The sequence below is a fragment of the Bradyrhizobium sp. S69 genome, assembly GCF_009766005.1.
Lineage (GTDB): Bacteria > Pseudomonadota > Alphaproteobacteria > Rhizobiales > Xanthobacteraceae > Bradyrhizobium.
Genome location: NZ_LMUK01000046.1, coordinates 69073 through 87816, shown reverse-complemented (window position 1 = coordinate 87816; position 18744 = coordinate 69073). Strand labels below are relative to the sequence as shown.

Genomic DNA, 18744 nt, shown 5'->3' with positions numbered 1-18744 from the left:
CGGCCGTCCGGGATCCACGGCCGGACGGCCTCGCGGATGTCGTGCCGACTCAACTGAGGTCGGTTCCCTCCCCCGCTGAGCTAATATTCCGGGACATTTGTTACCAGAAGGCTTACGCGACCAGGCGCGGCGGATTTTTTCGTTGTTGCGAAGCAGCATCGCGAAAGTGTCAGTCGCGCTTTCCGAGCAGCAAATTACCACGGTTGCGGATCGCGCTCTGGGCCATCTCGGCAAACCGCTGCAACAACAGAGGCAACGTCACTTCGACCCGGACATGATCATCGGCGACATCGACATGACCCGACGCCGCCTGCCCCAGCGCACGCACGCGGAAGATCATGCGATCGCCCTCCCATCGCTCTTCGTCGACATTCAGCATCGGGACACTGGAAGCCGCGCGCGTCAGCCCAGCCTTCAGGCGGCGCGCAGCTTCTTCGCGGCCAAGCTGATGTGGTATCGAAACGATGAGCGGTGCGGGCATCGAAAATTCTCCCTGATAACCAAATGAATGTAGTTCCACTAAGCTGAAATAAAAGAGCACGGGCGACGGCGATCCAAAAGATGGAACTTTAGCAGTTCCCGCTCGTTTCTTAGTTCGAAGGCAGCGCAATAGGTGCCGACTGCCGGGCTGGAGGAGTTTTGCATGTCTATTGGAACAATCATCCTAATTATTCTCGTGATCGCCCTGCTCGGCGGCTTCAGCGGCATCGGCGGCGGACCGTTTTACGGCACCGGCTATTACGGCGGTGGTGGTCTCGGCCTCGTCGTGGTGATTCTGCTGATCCTGCTGCTGCTCGGCAGGTTGTAAGCGTTACGCCTCGCGACGAAGCAATCATTCTCCGTCATGGCCGGGCTTGTCCCGGCCATCCACGTCTTTTCCGACACTCGTAGGGTGGGCAAAGGCGCTCTTGCGCCGTGCCCACCAATTACGGTCAACACACAAAATGGTGGGCTCGCTTCGCTTAGCCCACCCTACGGCCCTTAATGGCAAAGCTACGCTTTGGCGGAAACCAACTTCTTCATCGCCGCCTTGATCGACGATGCCGCATCGTCATAGCCGTCCCACGCCTTGGTCTTGGCGAGCAGCGCCGGCACGGTGCGCACCGTAAAGCGCTTCGGATCGAGATCGCCCTTCACCTGCGCCCATGTCAGCGGCATCGAGACCGTGGCGCCCGGGCGCGCCCGTGGCGACAGCACCGCGACTGCCGTCGCCAGCCGATCGTTGCGCAGATAATCCAGGAAGATCTTTCCCTTGCGCAATTTCTTCGACATGTTGAGCAGATAGCGCTCGGGATCTTCCGTGGCCATCCATTGGCAAACGCCCTGCGCGAAAGCTTTGGCCTCCTTCCACGTCACGCTCTCCTTGGCGCCGTGCAAGAGCGGCGTCACCACGTGAAGCCCCTTGCCGCCGGTGGTCTTGCAAAAACTCTCCAGGCCGAGCTTGGTCAGGCGCTGCCGCATGTCCTTGGCGGCCTCGACAACTTCGATGAAATCGACATCCGGCGCGGGATCGAGATCGAACACCAGCCGCCCCGGCACGTCAGGCGCGTCGGCAGCGCAATTCCAGGGATGCAGTTCGAGGCCGCCGATCTGCGCCACCGCGGCGAGACCCTCGACACGGTCGATCTGCAGATAGGGTTTGCGATCGCCGGAGACCTTGACGAGTTCGAGCAGCTTCGACGTTCCCGTCATCGCATGGCGCTGAAAGAACGTCTCGCCGTTGATGCCGTCGGGCGCACGGACCACCGAGCAGGGCCGGCCCTTGAGATGGCCGATCATCCACGCCCCGACCTGCTCGAAATAGTCGGCGAGGTCGAGCTTGGTCACGGACTTGCCGTCGCCGCCATCGGGCCACAACGCCTTGTCGGGTTTTGAAATTACGACGCCCATCACCTCGGCGGACTTGCCGGCCGCCGGCTTTACACTTTTGACGACGGTCGCCGGCTTGCTTGCCTTGTTCGCGGAAAGCTTTGCGATCTTGCCCATCAAAGGTGTCTCCGCCCCGACCTCTGCGGCCGGTTTATCGCGCCGCAGGCCTTTGAACGCGGCCTGCCTGATATTGCCGCCCTCGGTAAAGCCGGCAAATTCGATCTCGGCGACAAGCTCGGGTTTCAGCCAATGCACGTCGCGGGTCCGGCGCGGCGCATCCTTGCCACCGAACGGGTTCTTGTCCGAGGCGGCGGCCTTCAGCGCCGGCATCAGCCGCCGCACGGTGTCTTGCCCAAAGCCGGTGCCGACGATGCCGACAAAGGCCAGATGATCGCCACGATAGACCCCGGCCATCAGCGAGCGGAATTTGCCGTTGGTGGTTTTCCAGCCGCCGAGGACGACTTCCTGCCCGTCGCGCAGCTTGGTCTTGGTCCAGCTCTCCGAGCGGCCGGAATGATAGAGCGCGCCGAGCTTTTTCGAGATGATCCCCTCCAGGGACAGCTTGCGCGCCGATTCCAGCACGGCGTCGCCATCTGCCTCGAAATGCTCGACGTAACGAATTCGCCACTCTTGTCCCGCCCTGGCTTTCCGCGCCGCCAGCATCCTCTTCAATTGCGCCTTGCGATCGGCCAGCGGTACGCGACGCAAGTCTTCGCCACCGGCAAACAGCAGGTCGAACGCAAAGAAGATCAGTCTGTCGGTCTTGCCGTCGGAGATTGCCGCCTGCAACGTCGAAAAGTGCGGCACATTTTCCTCGTCGAGCGCAACGATCTCGCCGTCGATCAGCATATCCGGCAGCGCGCTGCCCTCCTTGGCGATCGCCGCGAACTTGTCGGTCCAGTCGAGTCCCTTGCGCGTCCTCAGCACGGCCTTTCCATCCTCGACCCGCAACTGCACGCGGTAGCCATCGAACTTGACCTCATGGCACCAGCCGTCGCCATTGGGCGGACGATCGACCGAGGCGCAAAGCTGCGGCGCGACGAAGTCCGGCATCGCGGCGACTTTCGCGCCCCTTGCGGGCTTCGCGGCGACCGGTTTCGACGCCACCTTCTTGCCGGCGGCCCGCGCCTGCGCGGCTTCGCCCCGGTTCGAATTCCACACCGCGTCAGGCTTGGTGAGACTAGATTTGGTGAGACGCGATTTGGCGCCGCCGGATTTCGCCATCATGAACGGCTTCGGCGCCTTGCCCTTGCCCGCGGCGATCTCGGCCATCGACCGGCCCGACGCGACCGACTGGTCCTCATCGAGAACGTCGTTGGTCTTGCCTTCCTTGGCGAATTCATCGCGGTGCTTGATCAATAGCCAATTGGTGCGGTTGCCGCCGTTGCGGTCGTGACGCATCCGGACCAGCACCCAGCTGCCGTGCATCTTGTCGCCGTGCATCGTGAACTTCAGATCGCCCTTCTTGAAGCCCAGTTCAGGATCGTCGGATTCCCAGGTGCCGCGATCCCATAGCTGTACGGTGCCGCCGCCATACTGCCCCTTGGGAATGGTGCCTTCGAAGTCGCCGTAATCCAGCGGATGGTCCTCCACCTCGACCGCCAGCCGCTTGTCATGTGGATCGAGCGAGGGACCGCGCGCCACGGCCCACGACTTGAACACGCCATCGAATTCCAGCCGCAGGTCGTAGTGCAGCCTTGTGGCGGCGTGCTTCTGGATCACGAACCGGCGCGCTTTCGACGGCGCGACCTTGACCTTGCCGCTCGGCTCCGCGGTCTTTTCGAAATCGCGTTTTTTCCGGTAGGTGGTGAGACTTCCAGTCGGCACAGCTAAACTCCAAGAACGAAAAACCCGCGAAAACCCATTGGTCGTGACAACACCGACCCGGAACCAAAACCCTTAACAACGGTTGAAAGTTCCGGAACCCCGCTCACCCCAAGCCACGCTGGAGATTGTAATGGCCGCCCGCGCCTATTGGAAAGGGTCCTTAAAACTTTCCCTCGTGTCCTGCCCGGTGCTGCTGTATCCGGCCTCGACCTCGGCGGACAAAACCCGTTTCCACATGATCAACAAGGAGACCGGCAACCGGCTGAAGCAGCAGATGGTGGACGCCGAGACCGGCGACGTCGTGGAGGCTGAACAAAAGGGCCGCGGCTACGAGCTGACAAAGGGCGAATATATCGAGGTCGAAAAGGACGAACTGGACGCGGTCCAGATCGAGAGCAACCATACCATTGACATCGACAGCTTCGTGCCAAGCGACGAGATCGACAAGCGTTATCTCAATCACCCCTATTACATCGTCCCGGACGGCAAGGCCGGTGTCGACGCCTTCGCCGTCATTCGCGATGCCATGAAGGACCAGGGGCGCGTGGCGCTGGCCCGCATCGTGCTGACCAACCGCGAACACGTCATCGCCATCGAGCCCAGGGGCAAGGGCCTGCTCGGCACCACGCTGCGATATCCCTACGAACTACGTGATGAAGACGAATATTTCGACGACATCAAGAGCCCGAAAATCTCGAAAGACATGATCGAACTGGCCGGCCATATCCTGAAGACCAAGGCCGCGCATTTCGATCCCTCCAAATTTAAGGACCAATACGAGAATGCGCTGAAGGCGCTGGTGAAACGCAAGGCGGCCGGCAAGCCGGTCAAGGCCGCCGAGCGTGCGGAAAAGCCCGATAACGTGATCAGCCTGATGGATGCGCTGAAGCAGAGCCTGAAGGGCAAGGCATCCAAGCGCGCGGCGCCTTCGGCGGCCCGACGGCCGGCACCCCGGCGCGCCGCGAAGAAGACGCACCGGTCGGCGGCAAGGGCGCGCAAGGCGGGGTGAGGCTAAGTCCGTTGAAACGCGCACTCCGTCATGCCCGGGCTTGACCCGGGCATCCACGTCTTAACGGCATTTCAGCGAGAAAAGACGTGGATGGCCGGGTCAAGCCCGGCCATGACGAAAATCATTTGCGCATCTTACTTCTTCGTTTTGCGCTTCTTCGCCGTCTTCTTCTTTGAAGCCTTCTTCTTCGAAGCCTTCTTCGGCACCTTCTTGCCCTCGGCCCTTGCCTCGGACAGACCGATCGCGATCGCTTGTTTGCGGCTCGTCACCTTGCGGCCCGAGCGGCCGCTCTTCAAGGTGCCGGCCTTGCGCTTCTTCATCACGCGTTCGACGTCGGCCGAGGCCTTGCTGGAATATTTCCGTGCTTTTCGTGCCATGATGATTCTCCCGTTGGCGCAACGGTAATCTGGACCATCGGCAAATGGTTCCGAATCCGAAACGTTGAGAGGGATGAGATTAGATTGAGCCGGGACTATCCGCGCGCTTCCCTTCACCTCTCCCCGGCGGGGAGAGGTCGATTTGCGAAGCAAATCGGGTGAGGGCTCTTATACCAAACGAGAGGTCCTAACCCTTCACCCGCCGCTACGCGCCGACCTCTCCCAACGGGAGAGGTGAAGGGAAATCGCGGCCAATTCAATCAATAATCATCGCGCTCTACACTCAATCGCCGGCGCGCAGCCGGTAGCCGATGCCGGTTTCGGTCAGCACGAATTGCGGGCGCTCCGGATCGGCTTCGATCTTCTGCCGCAGCTGGCGGACATAGACCCTTAAATATTGCGCGTCGGTCAATTCGTCCCACAGCTCCTTCAACAGAAACCGGTGCGTCAGCACCTTGCCGGCGTGCTGCACCAGCACGCGCAGCAATTCGTACTCCTTGGGCGACAACTTGACGTCCTTGTCGCCGGACTTGACCACGCGGCGCACCAGATCGACCGAAAGATCGCCGGAACGGAACACCGGCCGCTCGCCATGGACCTGCAACTGGTGCCGCAACGCCGCGCGCATGCGGGCCAGCAGTTCATCCATCCCGAACGGTTTGGTCAGGTAGTCGTCGGCGCCGAGGTCGAGCGCCTGGACCTTTCCGGCTTCGTCGCCGCGGCTCGACAGCACCACGATCGGCACGCTGTCGTTGCGGCCGCGGATCATGCGCAGCAGTTCGTGGCCCTGGATATCCGGCAGGCCGAGGTCGAGAATGATCAGCGCCGGATTCTGCGCCAGCAATTCCAGCGCGAGCTTGCCGTTACTGGCTTCCAGGATTTCGTAGCCCTGTGTGCTCAGCCCCATTCGCAGCAGCTTGCGGATCGGCGGCTCGTCGTCGATGACCAGGACCTTGACGGGTGCAGCACTCATGCGGCGGTATCCAACATTAGAGCCTCGATTAGAGCCACGATTAGGACCTTGGCTCCGGTTGCATCAGAACCGAGGCTCCGGCTTGCTGTTCTGACGCGCTTTCGTCACGCGGAGCGGCATCCGCTTCGCTCGAAAACGCCATGGTATTGGCCGGGATCGGCAACCGGATGGTGAGCACGGCGCCGCTGCGGTCGGTGCGATTAGTGGCCGAGATCGTGCCGCGCATCGCCTCGACAAAGCCGCGTGAGATCGCCAGCCCCAGTCCGGTACCGGGGCGAACGTGGTCGCCCTTTTGCGCGCGATAGAATTTATCGAACACGCTTTCGAGCTCGGTTTCGGGAATGCCGTCACCTTCGTCGATGATCTGCAACGTCATCGATTTTTTGTCGCGCTGGCTGCGGATCGATATCGTGGTGCCGGCGGCGGCATATTTCGCCGCGTTGTCCAAGAGATTGAACAGCACCTGCTCGAACAGCACGGCGTCCAGCTCCAGCATCGGCATGTCGGGGGCAAGATCGAGCGAGACCTTGTGATGCGTCAGGATTTTACTGGCGCGCCGCAACACGCTGCCGACGATCTCGCCGATATCCTGCCGCATCGAATTGGGCACCACCGCGCCGGATTCCAGTTTCGTCATGTCGAGCAGATTGGCGATGAAGCGGTTGAGGCGCTCGGATTCATCGATCACGGTGGCCAGCAGATCGCGCTTTTCGAACTCGCTCAAGCCGCTGGCGAGATCGCGCATCGTGCTGGCGGCGCCGAGCACCGAGGCCAGCGGCGTCTTGAGATCGTGCGAGATCGACGTCAACAGCGCCGAGCGCAAGCGGTCCGACTCGACGGTACGCTTGACCTGATCCATATCCTCGACCAGCAGCACCCGTTCGATTGCAAGCGCGCCCTGATCGACCAGCGCGTCGAGCAGCCGGCGCGCGTCCGGGGTCAATAGCGGCCCGGTGCGATCGTCATCGATGCCGATGACGCCGATCAGCCCGCGCCCGGTTCGCATCGGCAGGAACAGGCGCTTGGCGCCCGGCAGCGTATCGGAGCCGCGTCCGGCGGTGCGATCGTTGGCCCAGGCCCAGTTCGCGGCGGCAAGATCGGCCTTGTCGAGCTGGTCCTCGGGCGGATAACCCGCCTTGACGGTCAAGACCTCGTCCTCCGGCAACAGCAGCACCACCCGCACCTTGAGCATCAGCGCGATCTGATAGGCGGTCGCCCACAACACGTCGTCCAAGGTCGCGGTGCCGGCGAGCTTGCGGCTGAAGGCGTAAAGCGATTCGGTGGTGCGGATCCGCCCCGTCGCGGTGACGGCCTGGGTACGGACCCGGGCCGCGACATTGGAAACCAGGATCGCGATCAGCATGAAGAAGAAGAACGCCGCGACATTGGTCGGATCGGTGATCGTGAAGGTGTAGACCGGCGGCAGAAAGAAGAAATTGTAGCACAGCGAGGCGGCGACGCTGGCAAACATCGACGGCCACAGGCCGAAGCGAACCGCGACACTGACCACGGCGGTGAGGAACACCAGATCGACATTCTCGATGCCGAAGATCGGCTGGATCAGCTTGGCGGCGCCAAGGCCGATCGCGACGAACGCCAGCGCCATCAGATACGGCCGCGGATCGAACGGCTCGGGGCGTGCCGCGGTCTGAACCGACGATTTGGCGTCCTTCGAAGGCAATTGATCGCCGGCAATCACGTTGACGCTGATATTGCCGGCGCGCCGCACCAGATCATGCACCACCGAGCCGCGCGTCAACTCGAACAGCCACGAGCGCGTCGACTTGCCGATGATGATCTGGGTGACGTTATTGGCCTGCGCGAAACTGATGACGTCGTCGGCGATACGGCGACCGACCCCGGGAATCGTCACCGCCTCGCCGCCGAGCGATTCCGCCAGGCGCAAATTATCGGCCAACCGGTCGCGCTGCTCGTCGTTCAGTTGCAGGCTGCGCCGCGTCTCAATGCTCAGCGCAGTCCAGGGCGCATGCAACCGGTCCGCCAGCCGCTTGGTATAACGCACCAGCCCCGCCGCGCGCGGGTCCTCGCTGAGGCAGACCAGGATGCGCTCGCCCGCGGCCCAGGGCCCTGCGATCGCATTGGCCTGCATGTGCGTCAGCAGCTGTTCGTCGACCCGTTCGGCGGTGCGCCGCAGGGCCAATTCGCGCAGCGCGGTCAGATTACCCGGCGAGAAATAATGCTCGAGCGCGCGCTCAGCCTGCTTGGGGACATAGACCTTGCCCTCTTTCAGCCGCTGGATCAGGTCATCGGGCGTAAGATCGATCAGCTCGATCGCGGCGGCGCGGTCGAACACCGAGTCCGGAACGGTTTCGCGCACCCGCACATGGGTGATCTGCGCCACCACATCGTTCAGGCTTTCGATGTGCTGGATGTTAACCGCGGTATAGACGTCGATGCCTTGGGAGAGCAGCTCTTCGACGTCGAGGTAGCGCTTGGGGTGGCGGCTGCCCGGGGCATTGGTATGGGCCAATTCGTCGACCAGCGCGATCTGCGGACGGCGCGCGAGCAACCCGTCGAGGTCCATCTCTTCGATGGTCTGGCCCTTGTAGGTGAGCCGTTTGCGCGGCAGCACCTCGAGGCCTCTCAGCAGCGCCTCGGTCTCGATCCGACCGTGGGTTTCGACGGCGCCGACCACGACATCGAGGCCGGCCTTCAACTTGGCGTGGGCGTTCTGCAGCATCTCATAGGTTTTGCCGACGCCGGGGGCGGCGCCGACGAAGATCTTGAGCCGGCCGGCCTGATCGTTCTCGCGCCGCGCCGTCTCCAGCAGCGCATCCGGCGAGGGCCTCTTATCGGGGTCGTGGCGCTGATTTGCCATAAGGCATTATAGTCCTCGGCCCCGGTTCAGCCTAGCGGCGGTGTTTGGGGCAATCTCGAACGAGCAAGCCGCGGCTTTCTTCCTTACCCTCCCCTGGAGGGGGAGGGTCGTATCGCATCGAGCGTAGCGAGATGCGATACGGGGTGGGGTGGAGTTGCGATGGGTGTAGGCGGATGAACAGATCTCCACCCCACCCCGCTCGCTTCTGACGAAGCGAGCGACCCTCCCCCTCCAGGGGAGGGTGAAGCGGCGCTATTTCGCAGCCGCGGCGTCGAGCGCCAAATTGAGCGCCAGAACGTTAACGCGGGGTTCGCCGAGCAACCCGGCAAGGCGGCCTTCGGTCGCGTTCGTGACCAGTTGGCGGACGCGGTCTTCCGGCATATTCCGCGCCTTGGCGACCCGTGGCACCTGGAACAGCGCGCCTTCCGGCGAGACGTCGGGATCAAGCCCGCTGGCGGAGGTGGTGACGAGGTCGATCGGCACGGAAGCCGAGGGGTTCTCGGCCTTCAACTTGTCGACATCTTCCTTGACCCGGTCGCTCAGCGCCTTGCTGGTCGGGCCGAGGTTGGAGCCGCCCGAATTGGCGGCGTTATAGGGCGCCGACACCGTCTTGGTGGCGTCCGCCGGATCCGGCGCCGAGGTGGCCGAGGGCCGGCCATGGAAGTACTTGTCGCTCTTGAACTCCTGCCCGATCAAGGCCGAGCCGACCACCTTGCCGTCACGCTCGATCAGGCTGCCTTCCGCCTGCTTCGGAAAGGCCACGCCCGCGATCGCGGTCATTGCCAGCGGATAGGCCAGGCCCGTGATCAGCGTCAGCGCGACCAGAAGGATGATGGCGGGACGAATTTCTTTTAACATGACAATTCTCCTTGGAGTTTTTCGTCATTGCGAGCGAAGCGAAGCAATCCAGAGCTACGCAGAACGGAAAAGAGCTGGATTGCTTGGTCGCTACGCTCCTCGCAATGACGGTCTAATTTCAAGCCAGGTGCAACGCCGCGACCACGAGGTCGATGGCCTTGATGCCGATAAAGGGAATGATGATACCGCCAAGGCCGTAGATCAGCAGGTTACGGCGCAGCAGCGCGCCGGCGCCGATCGCACGATAGGCGACGCCTTTCAGTGCCAGCGGAATCAGGCCGATGATCACAAGCGCATTGAAGATGATCGCCGACAGGATGGCGCTTTGCGGGCTCGCGAGGTGCATCACGTTGAGCACGTTGAGTTGCGGATAGAACGCCAGGAACATCGCGGGGATGATGGCGAAATATTTCGCGACGTCATTGGCGATCGAGAACGTGGTCAGCGCGCCACGCGTCATCAACAGTTGCTTGCCGATTTCGACCACCTCGATCAATTTGGTCGGGTTGGAGTCGAGATCGACCATGTTGCCGGCCTCGCGCGCCGCCTGGGTGCCGGTGTTCATGGCGACGCCGACGTCTGCTTGAGCGAGGGCCGGCGCGTCATTGGTGCCGTCGCCGCACATCGCCACCAGCTTGCCCTTGGCCTGCTCGTCGCGAATGAGTTTTAGTTTGTCCTCCGGCGTCGCCTGCGCGAGGAAGTCATCGACGCCGGCTTCGGCGGCGATCGCGGCCGCGGTCATCGGGTTGTCGCCGGTGATCATCACCGTGCGGATACCCATGCGGCGCAGTTCGGCGAAGCGCTCACGGATGCCGCCCTTGACGATATCCTTGAGTTGCACGACGCCCAACAGGCGGCCATCCTTGGCAACGGCCAGCGGCGTGCCACCGGCCTTGGCGATTTCATCCGAGATCGCGCGAATTTCCCGGGCGACGTCGGACGTGATCGAGGGCTGCAACGCACGAACGGTATTTCCCGACGCCATGGTTTGCGCGGTACCGCCGCCGACATAGTTCAGGATCGCATCGACCGCGCCCTTGCGGACCGACGATGCCCCGGCATCGACGCCGCTCATGCGGGTCTGCGCCGTGAACGGAATGAAGGTGGCGTTGAGTTCCGCCATGTCGCGGCTGCGGATGCCGTATTTCTCCTTGGCCAGCACCACGATCGAGCGCCCTTCCGGAGTCTCATCCGCCAGCGAAGCCAATTGGGCCGCGTCTGCGAGTTCCTGCTCGGTGACGCCCTGCACGGGACGAAACGACGTCGCCTGCCGGTTGCCCAGCGTGATGGTGCCGGTCTTGTCCAGCAACAGCGTATCGACGTCGCCGGCGGCCTCGACCGCGCGGCCCGACATCGCCAGCACGTTGAAGCGCACCAGCCGGTCCATGCCGGCGATGCCGATCGCCGACAGCAGCGCGCCGATCGTGGTCGGAATCAGCGTCACGAACAATGCGACCAGCACCACCACCGAAATCGAGCCGCCGGCATAGGCCGCGTAGCTCGGAATCGTGACGGTCGCGAACACGAAGATGATGGTGAGGCCGGCGAGCAGGATGTTGAGCGCGATCTCGTTCGGCGTCTTCTGCCGTTCGGCGCCCTCCACCAGCTTGATCATGCGATCGATAAAGGTCGAGCCTTGCGCCGCGGTGATGCGGACCCGAATCCAGTCGGACAATACCTGCGTGCCACCGGTGACCGCCGAACGGTCGCCGCCGGATTCGCGGATCACGGGCGCGGATTCACCGGTGATCGCGGCTTCGTTCACCGAAGCGACGCCTTCGATCACTTCGCCGTCGGACGGGATATTGTCGCCGGCTTCGACCAGCACGATATCGCCGACCTTGAGGCTGGTGCCCGATACCAGCCGGTAGGTCTTGTCGGAGCCCGACAGCAGCTTGGCCTGGCTCTCGGTGCGGGTCTTCTTGAGCGATTCGGCCTGCGCCTTGCCGCGGCCTTCCGCGACCGCTTCGGCGAAATTGGCAAACAACACCGTGAACCACAGCCACATGATGATCTGGAAGGTGAAGCCGAGATTGGCTCCGCCGGTGACGAGGTCCCGCACGAAGATCACCGTGGTCAGGGCCGCGACGACTTCGACCACGAACATCACCGGGTTCTTGATCATCAGCCGCGGGTCGAGTTTTGCAACCGCCGATCCCATCGCCGGGAACACGATCTTCGGATCGAGCATCGCGGAGACCGGCACGCGCTTTTGTAATTTCATGGCTTCCATGGACGTAAACTCCGTAAGGCGCAGATCTAGGCGAATGGTTTAGAACAGGGTGTTGGCATTCATCGAGAGGTGTTCGACGATCGGCCCGAGCGCCAGCGCCGGGAAGAACGTGAGACCACCGATGATCAGGATCACGCCGACGACGAGGCCGACGAACAGGCCACCGGTGGTCGGCAAGGTGCCGGCCGAGGCCGGGATCGATTTCTTGCCGGCCAATGAACCCGCCAGCGCCATCGCCGGCACGATCATGAAGAAGCGGCCGACAAACATCGAACTGGCCAAGGTCAGATTGTAGAAGAAGGTGTTGCCGGAAAGGCCGCCGAAGGCCGAACCGTTATTGCCGGTCGCCGAGGTGAAGGCATAAAGCACTTCGGTGAAACCGTGCGGGCCGGCATTGGCCATCGAGGCCACCGCCGACGGCAGCACCACGGCGACCGCGGTCCAGCCCAGGTACATCAAAGGCAGCACCAGGATCGCCAGCATCGCCATCTTGACCTCGCGGGCCTCGATCTTCTTGCCGACATATTCCGGGGTGCGGCCGACCATCAGACCGGCGACGAAGATCGCCAGCACGACGAACAGCAGCATGCCATAGAGACCGGCGCCGACGCCGCCGACGATGATTTCGCCGAGCTGCATGTTGATCAGCGGGATCATGCCGCCCAACGCCGTAAAGCTGTCATGCATCGCGTTGACGGCACCGCAGGACGCAGCCGTGGTGATGACCGCGAACAGGCTTGAAGCCACGATACCGAAACGGACTTCCTTGCCTTCCATGTTACCGCCGGTCAGGCCCAGCGCATGCAGCGCCGAGGTGCCGTTGGCTTCCGCCCAATAGGTGACGGTCACGCCGGCGATGAACAGCACGCCCATCACCGACAGGATCGCCCAGCCCTGGCGCTGGTTGCCGACCATGCGGCCGAACACGTTGGTCAAGGCGGCACCGAGCGCGAAGATCGAGATCATCTGCACGAAATTCGACAGCGCGGTCGGGTTCTCGAACGGGTGCGCGGCGTTGGCGTTGAAGAAGCCGCCGCCATTGGTGCCGAGCATCTTGATCGCGACCTGCGAGGCCACCGGCCCGACCGCGATGGTCTGCTTGGCGCCTTCCAGGGTGGTGGCATCGACATAGGCGCCGAGCGTCTGCGGCATGCCCTGCCAGATCAGGAACAGCGTATAGACCACGCAGATCGGCAGCAGCACATAGAGGGTGCAGCGCGTCACATCGACCCAGAAATTGCCGACGGTGCGCATCGAGGAGCGGGAGAAGCCGCGGATCAGCGCCATCGCAAGTGCGATACCGGTCGCCGCCGACAGGAAATTCTGATGCGTCAGCCCCAGCATCTGCACGAGATAAGACATCGTGCTTTCGCCGCCGTAGTTCTGCCAGTTGGTATTGGTGATGAAGCTGATCGCGGTATTGAAGGAAAGGTCCTCGGCGACCGCGGATTGCCCAGCCGGATTGAACGGCAACACCGCCTGCAGGCGCATCACCGCGTACAGGACAAGAAAGCCGCCGACATGGAACAGCAGCATGGCGACCGTGTAGGTCAGCCAATGCTGCTCGCGCTTCTCATCGACGCCGCCGATCCAGTACAGCCCGGCCTCGACCGGCCGCAGCACCGGCGAAAGCAACGTGCGCTCGCCGTTGAAGACGCGCGTCATGTACCAGCCGAGCGGTTTGACCAGTGCGACGACGATCGCGCAGAACAGAAGAATTTGAATCCAGCCAATGACGGTCATCGGAGTGTGCCTTTAGGATGTGCGCGGAGTTACGTTCGAGGCGATCAGAACCGCTCGGGCCGCAGCAGGGCGTAGGTGAGATAAAACAGCAGGCCTAGCGAGACGAGACCGGCGAGTGAATAATCGAAGATCATGATCGTGCTCCTTCAAGAGCCTGTTCGCGGGGCAATCGGGCGTCGAACCATCAAAGTCGCTCGCAGGCGTAGGTGTAGCCCACCGCCGCCACGAAGAAGGCAAGCCCGAGGGCCAGCATGAGAATATCCAACATGGCGTGCTCCTATGCGGTGTGGTACGCGGGGGCCAGGCAGGTTGCCCCCTTTTGTCAGGCCCTGAAGTGCCACCCGGCGCATAGGTTTTCGAGACGGTCGCACTAGCGAAGTTATAGGAATCTCATAAAGGGCCACCAATCGTCCGGAACGACTTCGCAACCGTCGTCCCGGCCTAGCGCGCAATTGCGCGTAAGGGGCCGGGACCCATACGGCGCGGACTCTCATTTTTAGCAATGCGGCAGACGCCTTCTGTCTTTCGATCGGCTAGGGGTTATGGGTCCCGGCCTTCGCCGGGACGACGGTTGAGAGCTGTCGATCATGCGAGCAAAAACACTTATGAAATCCCTATATCTTCTCCCCCTGCCCCATCTCGCTTTCAAATGGCGATTTATCCATTTTGTGGGCTTGGCTGCCGGTCGCAGCCGCGCCCCATGCGAGATACCGCCATGCTGCTGCCTTCCGACGCCCAAAATATTGTCGATCACATCGATGACCGGCTTCGCAACGCGCATCGCGTAACCGCGAAGCTGATCTCGGCCGTCATCGAGGCGGCATGCCGGCGCTTTCCATCGGCCGGACAGCGCGAACGGACCGCGCGGATCGAGCGCCTGATCGCAGCGGAAGCCTGGACCGACGCGGCATTTGCGCTGATCGAACTGGAGCTGCCGCAATGGCAGGTTCGCCGCATCGCCTATGACGAAGGCGAATGGCATTGCGCGCTGTCCCGCGAGCGCGAGCTGCCCGAATGGCTCGATCAATCGGTCGAAGCCCGTCACCTCGATTTGCCGCTGGCGATCCTGAGCGCGTTCGTCGAGGCCCAGCGCGCCAGCGCGCCATCGATCCGGCCCAGCGTCCCCCTCGTCCGGCGCGAGGCAGACGCGGTCTACCAGGTGCTTTGCACCGATAATTTCTAGGACTTGTCATTTCGCGTAAGGCTGCCCCATCGGGGCCGCGATCCCATCCACCAGAGTTTTACCAACTTGGCGCAACTCCCCGAGCTATCGCAGGAGATGAGATCGACGCAGGTGCTCGTCCGCTTTTGCCTGCGAATGATCATCCTCGCTCTCTTCGCGACGTTCGGCAGCTTCAGCTTTGCCCGCAGCCTTGCCGCGCTGCTGGCGATGTCCATCATCTTCAGCGTCGTTGTCGCCGTCATCAAGCGTGAGCGCCCGCTCGATGGCATCCTCAATCATTGGGATGAAGCATTGACCTGCGCCGCGCTGTTTTGCCTGGTTCATACCTTGGGCGACTTCGGCCTTGGCGCCCTCGCGCCGGCCTAGAATTCGCCCCGCTCGGTCATCTGCCTTTCGCGGCGTCAGAACCTTTACGCCGTCCTTATGAGATCGACCCCGCCCCGCTCTCGAATTCATATGCGATCTCCTCAATATTTCTCATCTCAAGAACGCACGCGATCGCCTTTTGCGGTTCGCGGCAGCCAACAGGAGCGAGTTGTGGAAGCCATCGACGAACCGCCATCGTGCACATCCAACCTTGTGATTATCGGGCGGAACAGCAGGGGCAACTGGGTTGCCCAGGAAAACAACGGACTATTCGGCGGACTATTCGTCAGCCGCGCGCAAGCGCTGAAATATGCGCTGTTCGAAAACGGGCATCACCCGGAAACCATCGTTCTCGCGACCACCATCGTCGAACTCGACATGCATCGCAAAGTGTCGTCGCCGCAGCCGGCCAACAATGCGGCCATGGATGCCGACGGCTCGCTTCAGAGCCGCGCCGCCTAGAGCCTTTTCCGTTTCGATGGAATCGGAACGGGGCTCTAGTCCTTTGTTTTGACGCGTTTTCTTCACGCGAACCGGTACCCACTTCGCTCGAAAACGCTCTAACGCCGCACACTCCCCCGATCAGCCGGAGCCCCCTCATGCCAAGACAGAACTTGATCTCGCCGCGGGACGAAATGGTCGATACCATGATCAATCTCGCGCATCTGTCGAAGTCGCACCGGCTGGTCCTCGCCGGGGCCGACAGCATCGAGCTTTATCTGGCGCTCCGGCGACGGGGATTTACCTATGCGGCTCTGGCCTCGGCCTGCCGCACGTCCGCGGGGCAGCATTCCGCGGGCCTGATCGCCGGCGACCGCAGCTTTCAGGCGATCGAGGCCGCGATCAACCAGATCTCCAGGCATCTTTACGCCGCGGCGAGCATCACGATATCGATCGAATCGCAGGAGAACGGCCTCGGCTGCAAGGTCCGGACGAAATTGCAGCAACTCGGATTTCGGATCGAAGCCGGCGCGCGCTGTCATCAGGGCTTTGTGCTGGCGGCGCATCGCGAGGAATTCGGCCAGCACGTTGGCGCCATCGCGAAGGTGGCATGACCATGCCACAGCTCCAGCCCAAGACTAGGTCCAAGACTATGGTCAAGACGATGCCCAAGACAAAACCGTTGCACTGGCTCGGTGGTTTCATCGCCGACCTCCCGACCCCGTTCGACGACCGCGACGGCATCGATTGGTCCGCCTTCGAGATGCTGTGCGAGCACCAGATCGGATCGGGCGCGACCGCGATCGTGGTCGGTGAAACCATGGGCGAAAGCTCGACACTCGAACGGACCGAGCGCGCGGAGATCATCGGCGCGGCGGTCGGAATAGCGCGTGGACGAATAGCCATTATTGCCGGCGCAGGCTCCAATTCGACGGGGCAGGCGATCGAGTTGACGGAAATCGCCGAAAGCAACGGCGCGGACGCGATATTGTCGGTGGCGCCGTATTACAACAAGCCGATGCAGACCGGCATCCTGGCGCATTTCCAGTCCATCGCGGCCTCGACCAGCCTACCCATCCTGCTGCATGATATCCCGTCACGCACCGCGCGCGAGATCTCCGACGAGACCATCGCGCGGCTTGCCGAATCGACGCAGTTCATCGGCCTCAACGACGCGGCCGGGAGCGTGGCGCGGCTGTTTCGCTTGCGCGCGATGCTGCCGCCGGCGTTTCGCCTGCTGTGCGGGGATTACACCCATGCGCTGGCCTATCTCACGAGCGGCGGCGACGGCTGCATTAGCGGCATCGCCAATCTTTTTCCCGATCGCTGCCGTCAGCTCCATGAAGGCTGCACAGGCGGCAATTTACCGGCCGCGCGGCGCGCTTCGGTTGATCTCGCCGCAATCGGCGCGCTGATGTCGTCGGAGGCGCCGATCGCCACCCTGAAATACGGCATGAGCCTGCTGGGGTTCATGAAGCCCGCGCTGAGATTGCCGCTGGTCGAACTATCAGAGGATTCGCGAAAGGCCGTCGCCCTGGCGATGACGGCCGTCGGCGAGCCGACGAAAGTGTCTCATATCCCTGCATAGAGATTTTGACCGGCTGAACGGTGGGTCGCCATCGCCCAATTTCCGTCGTGCGCGGTTAATGGCGCGCAGCCAAAAGGCAGCCGTTCTGGCGCTCGTCAAGCAATCTTGCCATCATCGTGCACGATTTTAATGCTCGATGAGGCATGATTCACGCGCCCTGCCATTTCGCACCCTGATCGGTAACCCATCCATGTCCGACCGTCCCGCGACGCGACTCGCCACGCGCCTGTCCTTCCTCGTCGCAGGCTTCGGCATTGCCTGCTGGGCGCCACTGGTGCCGTTCGCCAAGCAGCGCCTCGCCGTCGATGATGGAACGCTCGGTCTGCTGCTGCTGTGCATCGGCATCGGTTCGGTCGTAGCCATGCTGATCACCGGGCCGCTGAGTTCGCGCTACGGCAGCAAGCCCGTCATCCTGGCGGGCGGGTTCGGGCTTGCCGTCGTCCTCCCCGTCCTGACCGTCGCCGCGACACCGACCACCACAGCACTCGCGCTGCTCGCGTTCGGGGCAGCTTTGGGCTCGATCGATGTCGCCATGAACGTGCATGCGGTCGAGGTCGAACGGGCGGCCGACACGCCGCTGATGTCGGGCTTCCATGCGCTTTTTAGTATCGGCGGATTTGCAGGCGCGACGCTGATGACCTTCCTGCTGTCGCTTGGCGTGGCGCCGCTCTTGGGCACCTTGTTCTGTTCGGCCATTATGATAGCGGCGATGGCGTTCGCGTGGCCTCGCCTGATGACGGGCGCCCAAGGCGAAAGAGGACCGCTGTTCGTGATGCCACACGGCATCGTGCTGCTGCTTGCGGCTCTGGCGGCCGCGACCTTCCTCGTCGAGGGCGCGATCCTCGACTGGAGCGCGCTGCTCGTCACAGATGGCGGCCTCGTTACCGCGACCAAGGGCGGCGTCGGCTACATGTTCTTCGCGGTCGCGATGACGGCGGGGCGTCTGGTCGGCGACAGCATCACCGCGCGCATCGGGGATCGCAGCACCCTGTTCTGGGGCGGCATCCTCGCCATCGCCGGCTTCGTCCTGCTGCTGACGGCGCCGCTGGCAGCGGTCGCGATGGCGGGCTTCCTGTTGATCGGGTTGGGGGCGTCCAACATCGTGCCGGTGCTCTTCCGCACCGCCGGAGCGCAAAAAGCGATGCCATCGGCGCTTGCGGTCGGCGCGATCACGACGACCGGCTATGCCGGCATCCTCGCCGGACCGGCCGCGATCGGTTTCGTCTCGAAGGCCGTCGGACTGCATGCCGCCTTCTGGATGGTCGCGGCATTGCTGTGCCTGGTGCCGCTGACCGCGCGACTCGTCGCCGGTCCGCGGGGTGGTTGAGATAGGAGTGCGGCCGGCCGCGGCCGTGGCGTATTAGCCCGCCACGCACACCACCGTCATCCCCGGGATGACGGAAGCAGGCAATTCGTCATCCTGAGGTGTGCGCCCTTT

Annotated in this window: 16 protein-coding genes and 1 pseudogene; 8 read left to right on the top strand and 9 right to left on the bottom strand. The window is 62.8% G+C overall.

Annotated elements, in window-relative coordinates:
- Positions 1-169 precede the first annotated feature (169 nt).
- The gene (locus GSQ88_RS25195; RefSeq protein ID WP_159010480.1) at positions 170-481 is read right to left on the bottom strand and encodes a polyhydroxyalkanoic acid system family protein; all 312 of its coding nucleotides are present in this window, start codon (positions 479-481) and stop codon (positions 170-172) included.
- A 162-nt stretch (positions 482-643) separates the two neighbouring features.
- Here GSQ88_RS25195 and GSQ88_RS25190 point away from each other — a divergent pair, with 162 nt between their 5' ends.
- Positions 644-808 (top strand): DUF3309 family protein, encoded by a 165-nt coding sequence (locus tag GSQ88_RS25190; RefSeq protein WP_079564563.1) that lies wholly within the window; start codon positions 644-646, stop codon positions 806-808.
- A gap of 185 nt (positions 809-993) precedes the next feature.
- On the opposite strand, the gene ligD is transcribed toward GSQ88_RS25190, so the two are convergent.
- Positions 994-3696: a DNA ligase D gene (ligD, locus tag GSQ88_RS25185; protein WP_159010479.1), complete on the bottom strand. Its 2703-nt coding sequence runs from the start codon at positions 3694-3696 to the stop codon at positions 994-996.
- A gap of 130 nt (positions 3697-3826) precedes the next feature.
- Between ligD and ku the strand changes: the two genes are divergently transcribed.
- Positions 3827-4705, top strand: a complete 879-nt coding sequence (gene ku, locus GSQ88_RS25180) for a non-homologous end joining protein Ku (RefSeq protein WP_159010478.1) — start codon at positions 3827-3829, stop codon at positions 4703-4705.
- Positions 4706-4839: 134 nt separating this feature from the next.
- Here the strand turns inward: ku and GSQ88_RS25175 are convergent, their stop codons facing one another.
- From GSQ88_RS25175 to GSQ88_RS25145, 7 genes and pseudogenes are all read right to left on the bottom strand, one after another.
- Positions 4840-5082, bottom strand: a complete 243-nt coding sequence (locus GSQ88_RS25175) for a DUF6496 domain-containing protein (protein WP_159010477.1) — start codon at positions 5080-5082, stop codon at positions 4840-4842.
- Positions 5083-5365: 283 nt separating this feature from the next.
- Positions 5366-6055, bottom strand: a complete 690-nt coding sequence (locus GSQ88_RS25170) for a response regulator (RefSeq protein ID WP_159010476.1) — start codon at positions 6053-6055, stop codon at positions 5366-5368.
- A 121-nt stretch (positions 6056-6176) separates the two neighbouring features.
- Positions 6177-8894: pseudogene (locus GSQ88_RS25165) on the bottom strand (DUF4118 domain-containing protein); the annotation flags it as partial.
- Positions 8895-9146: 252 nt separating this feature from the next.
- A complete protein-coding gene (locus GSQ88_RS25160) occupies positions 9147-9752 on the bottom strand; it encodes a K(+)-transporting ATPase subunit C (protein ID WP_159010474.1) in 606 nt (201 codons plus the stop codon).
- Positions 9753-9870: 118 nt separating this feature from the next.
- On the bottom strand, positions 9871-11985 hold the full coding sequence (kdpB, locus tag GSQ88_RS25155) for a potassium-transporting ATPase subunit KdpB (RefSeq protein WP_159010473.1): 2115 nt from the start codon (positions 11983-11985) through the stop codon (positions 9871-9873).
- A 39-nt stretch (positions 11986-12024) separates the two neighbouring features.
- Positions 12025-13728: a potassium-transporting ATPase subunit KdpA gene (kdpA, locus tag GSQ88_RS25150; protein ID WP_159010472.1), complete on the bottom strand. Its 1704-nt coding sequence runs from the start codon at positions 13726-13728 to the stop codon at positions 12025-12027.
- 44 nt (positions 13729-13772) lie between these two features.
- The gene (locus GSQ88_RS25145) at positions 13773-13862 is read right to left on the bottom strand and encodes a K(+)-transporting ATPase subunit F (protein WP_016846764.1); all 90 of its coding nucleotides are present in this window, start codon (positions 13860-13862) and stop codon (positions 13773-13775) included.
- A 581-nt stretch (positions 13863-14443) separates the two neighbouring features.
- On the opposite strand from GSQ88_RS25145, the gene GSQ88_RS25140 reads away from it, so the two are divergent.
- The 6 genes from GSQ88_RS25140 to GSQ88_RS25115 all read left to right on the top strand — a co-directional run bounded on the left by GSQ88_RS25140 (position 14444) and on the right by GSQ88_RS25115 (position 18633).
- Positions 14444-14911, top strand: coding sequence for a hypothetical protein (locus tag GSQ88_RS25140; protein ID WP_159010471.1), 468 nt, complete (start codon positions 14444-14446; stop codon positions 14909-14911).
- A 96-nt stretch (positions 14912-15007) separates the two neighbouring features.
- Positions 15008-15277, top strand: a complete 270-nt coding sequence (locus GSQ88_RS25135; protein ID WP_159010470.1) for a hypothetical protein — start codon at positions 15008-15010, stop codon at positions 15275-15277.
- 171 nt (positions 15278-15448) lie between these two features.
- On the top strand, positions 15449-15739 hold the full coding sequence (locus GSQ88_RS25130; RefSeq protein ID WP_159010469.1) for a hypothetical protein: 291 nt from the start codon (positions 15449-15451) through the stop codon (positions 15737-15739).
- Between the two features lie 137 nt (positions 15740-15876).
- Positions 15877-16332: a hypothetical protein gene (locus GSQ88_RS25125; RefSeq protein ID WP_159010468.1), complete on the top strand. Its 456-nt coding sequence runs from the start codon at positions 15877-15879 to the stop codon at positions 16330-16332.
- Positions 16333-16382: 50 nt separating this feature from the next.
- Positions 16383-17306 carry a 4-hydroxy-tetrahydrodipicolinate synthase gene (gene dapA / locus GSQ88_RS25120; RefSeq protein WP_159010952.1) on the top strand — a complete coding sequence of 308 codons (924 nt, stop codon included), beginning with the start codon at positions 16383-16385 and terminating at the stop codon, positions 17304-17306.
- 190 nt (positions 17307-17496) lie between these two features.
- A complete protein-coding gene (locus GSQ88_RS25115) occupies positions 17497-18633 on the top strand; it encodes an MFS transporter (RefSeq protein ID WP_159010467.1) in 1137 nt (378 codons plus the stop codon).
- The last annotated feature ends 111 nt before the right edge of the window (positions 18634-18744 follow it).

Coding starts and splice junctions, on each gene's coding strand:
- GSQ88_RS25195 (WP_159010480.1), bottom strand. CDS start 481: ATGCCCGCACCGCTCATCGTTTCGATACCACATCAGCTTGGCCGCGAA.
- GSQ88_RS25190 (WP_079564563.1), top strand. CDS start 644: ATGTCTATTGGAACAATCATCCTAATTATTCTCGTGATCGCCCTGCTC.
- ku (WP_159010478.1), top strand. CDS start 3,827: ATGGCCGCCCGCGCCTATTGGAAAGGGTCCTTAAAACTTTCCCTCGTG.
- GSQ88_RS25175 (WP_159010477.1), bottom strand. CDS start 5,082: ATGGCACGAAAAGCACGGAAATATTCCAGCAAGGCCTCGGCCGACGTC.
- GSQ88_RS25170 (WP_159010476.1), bottom strand. CDS start 6,055: ATGAGTGCTGCACCCGTCAAGGTCCTGGTCATCGACGACGAGCCGCCG.
- GSQ88_RS25160 (WP_159010474.1), bottom strand. CDS start 9,752: ATGTTAAAAGAAATTCGTCCCGCCATCATCCTTCTGGTCGCGCTGACG.
- kdpB (WP_159010473.1), bottom strand. CDS start 11,985: ATGGAAGCCATGAAATTACAAAAGCGCGTGCCGGTCTCCGCGATGCTC.
- kdpA (WP_159010472.1), bottom strand. CDS start 13,728: ATGACCGTCATTGGCTGGATTCAAATTCTTCTGTTCTGCGCGATCGTC.
- GSQ88_RS25145 (WP_016846764.1), bottom strand. CDS start 13,862: ATGATCTTCGATTATTCACTCGCCGGTCTCGTCTCGCTAGGCCTGCTG.
- GSQ88_RS25140 (WP_159010471.1), top strand. CDS start 14,444: ATGCTGCTGCCTTCCGACGCCCAAAATATTGTCGATCACATCGATGAC.
- GSQ88_RS25135 (WP_159010470.1), top strand. CDS start 15,008: ATGAGATCGACGCAGGTGCTCGTCCGCTTTTGCCTGCGAATGATCATC.
- GSQ88_RS25125 (WP_159010468.1), top strand. CDS start 15,877: ATGCCAAGACAGAACTTGATCTCGCCGCGGGACGAAATGGTCGATACC.
- dapA (WP_159010952.1), top strand. CDS start 16,383: ATGCCCAAGACAAAACCGTTGCACTGGCTCGGTGGTTTCATCGCCGAC.
- GSQ88_RS25115 (WP_159010467.1), top strand. CDS start 17,497: ATGTCCGACCGTCCCGCGACGCGACTCGCCACGCGCCTGTCCTTCCTC.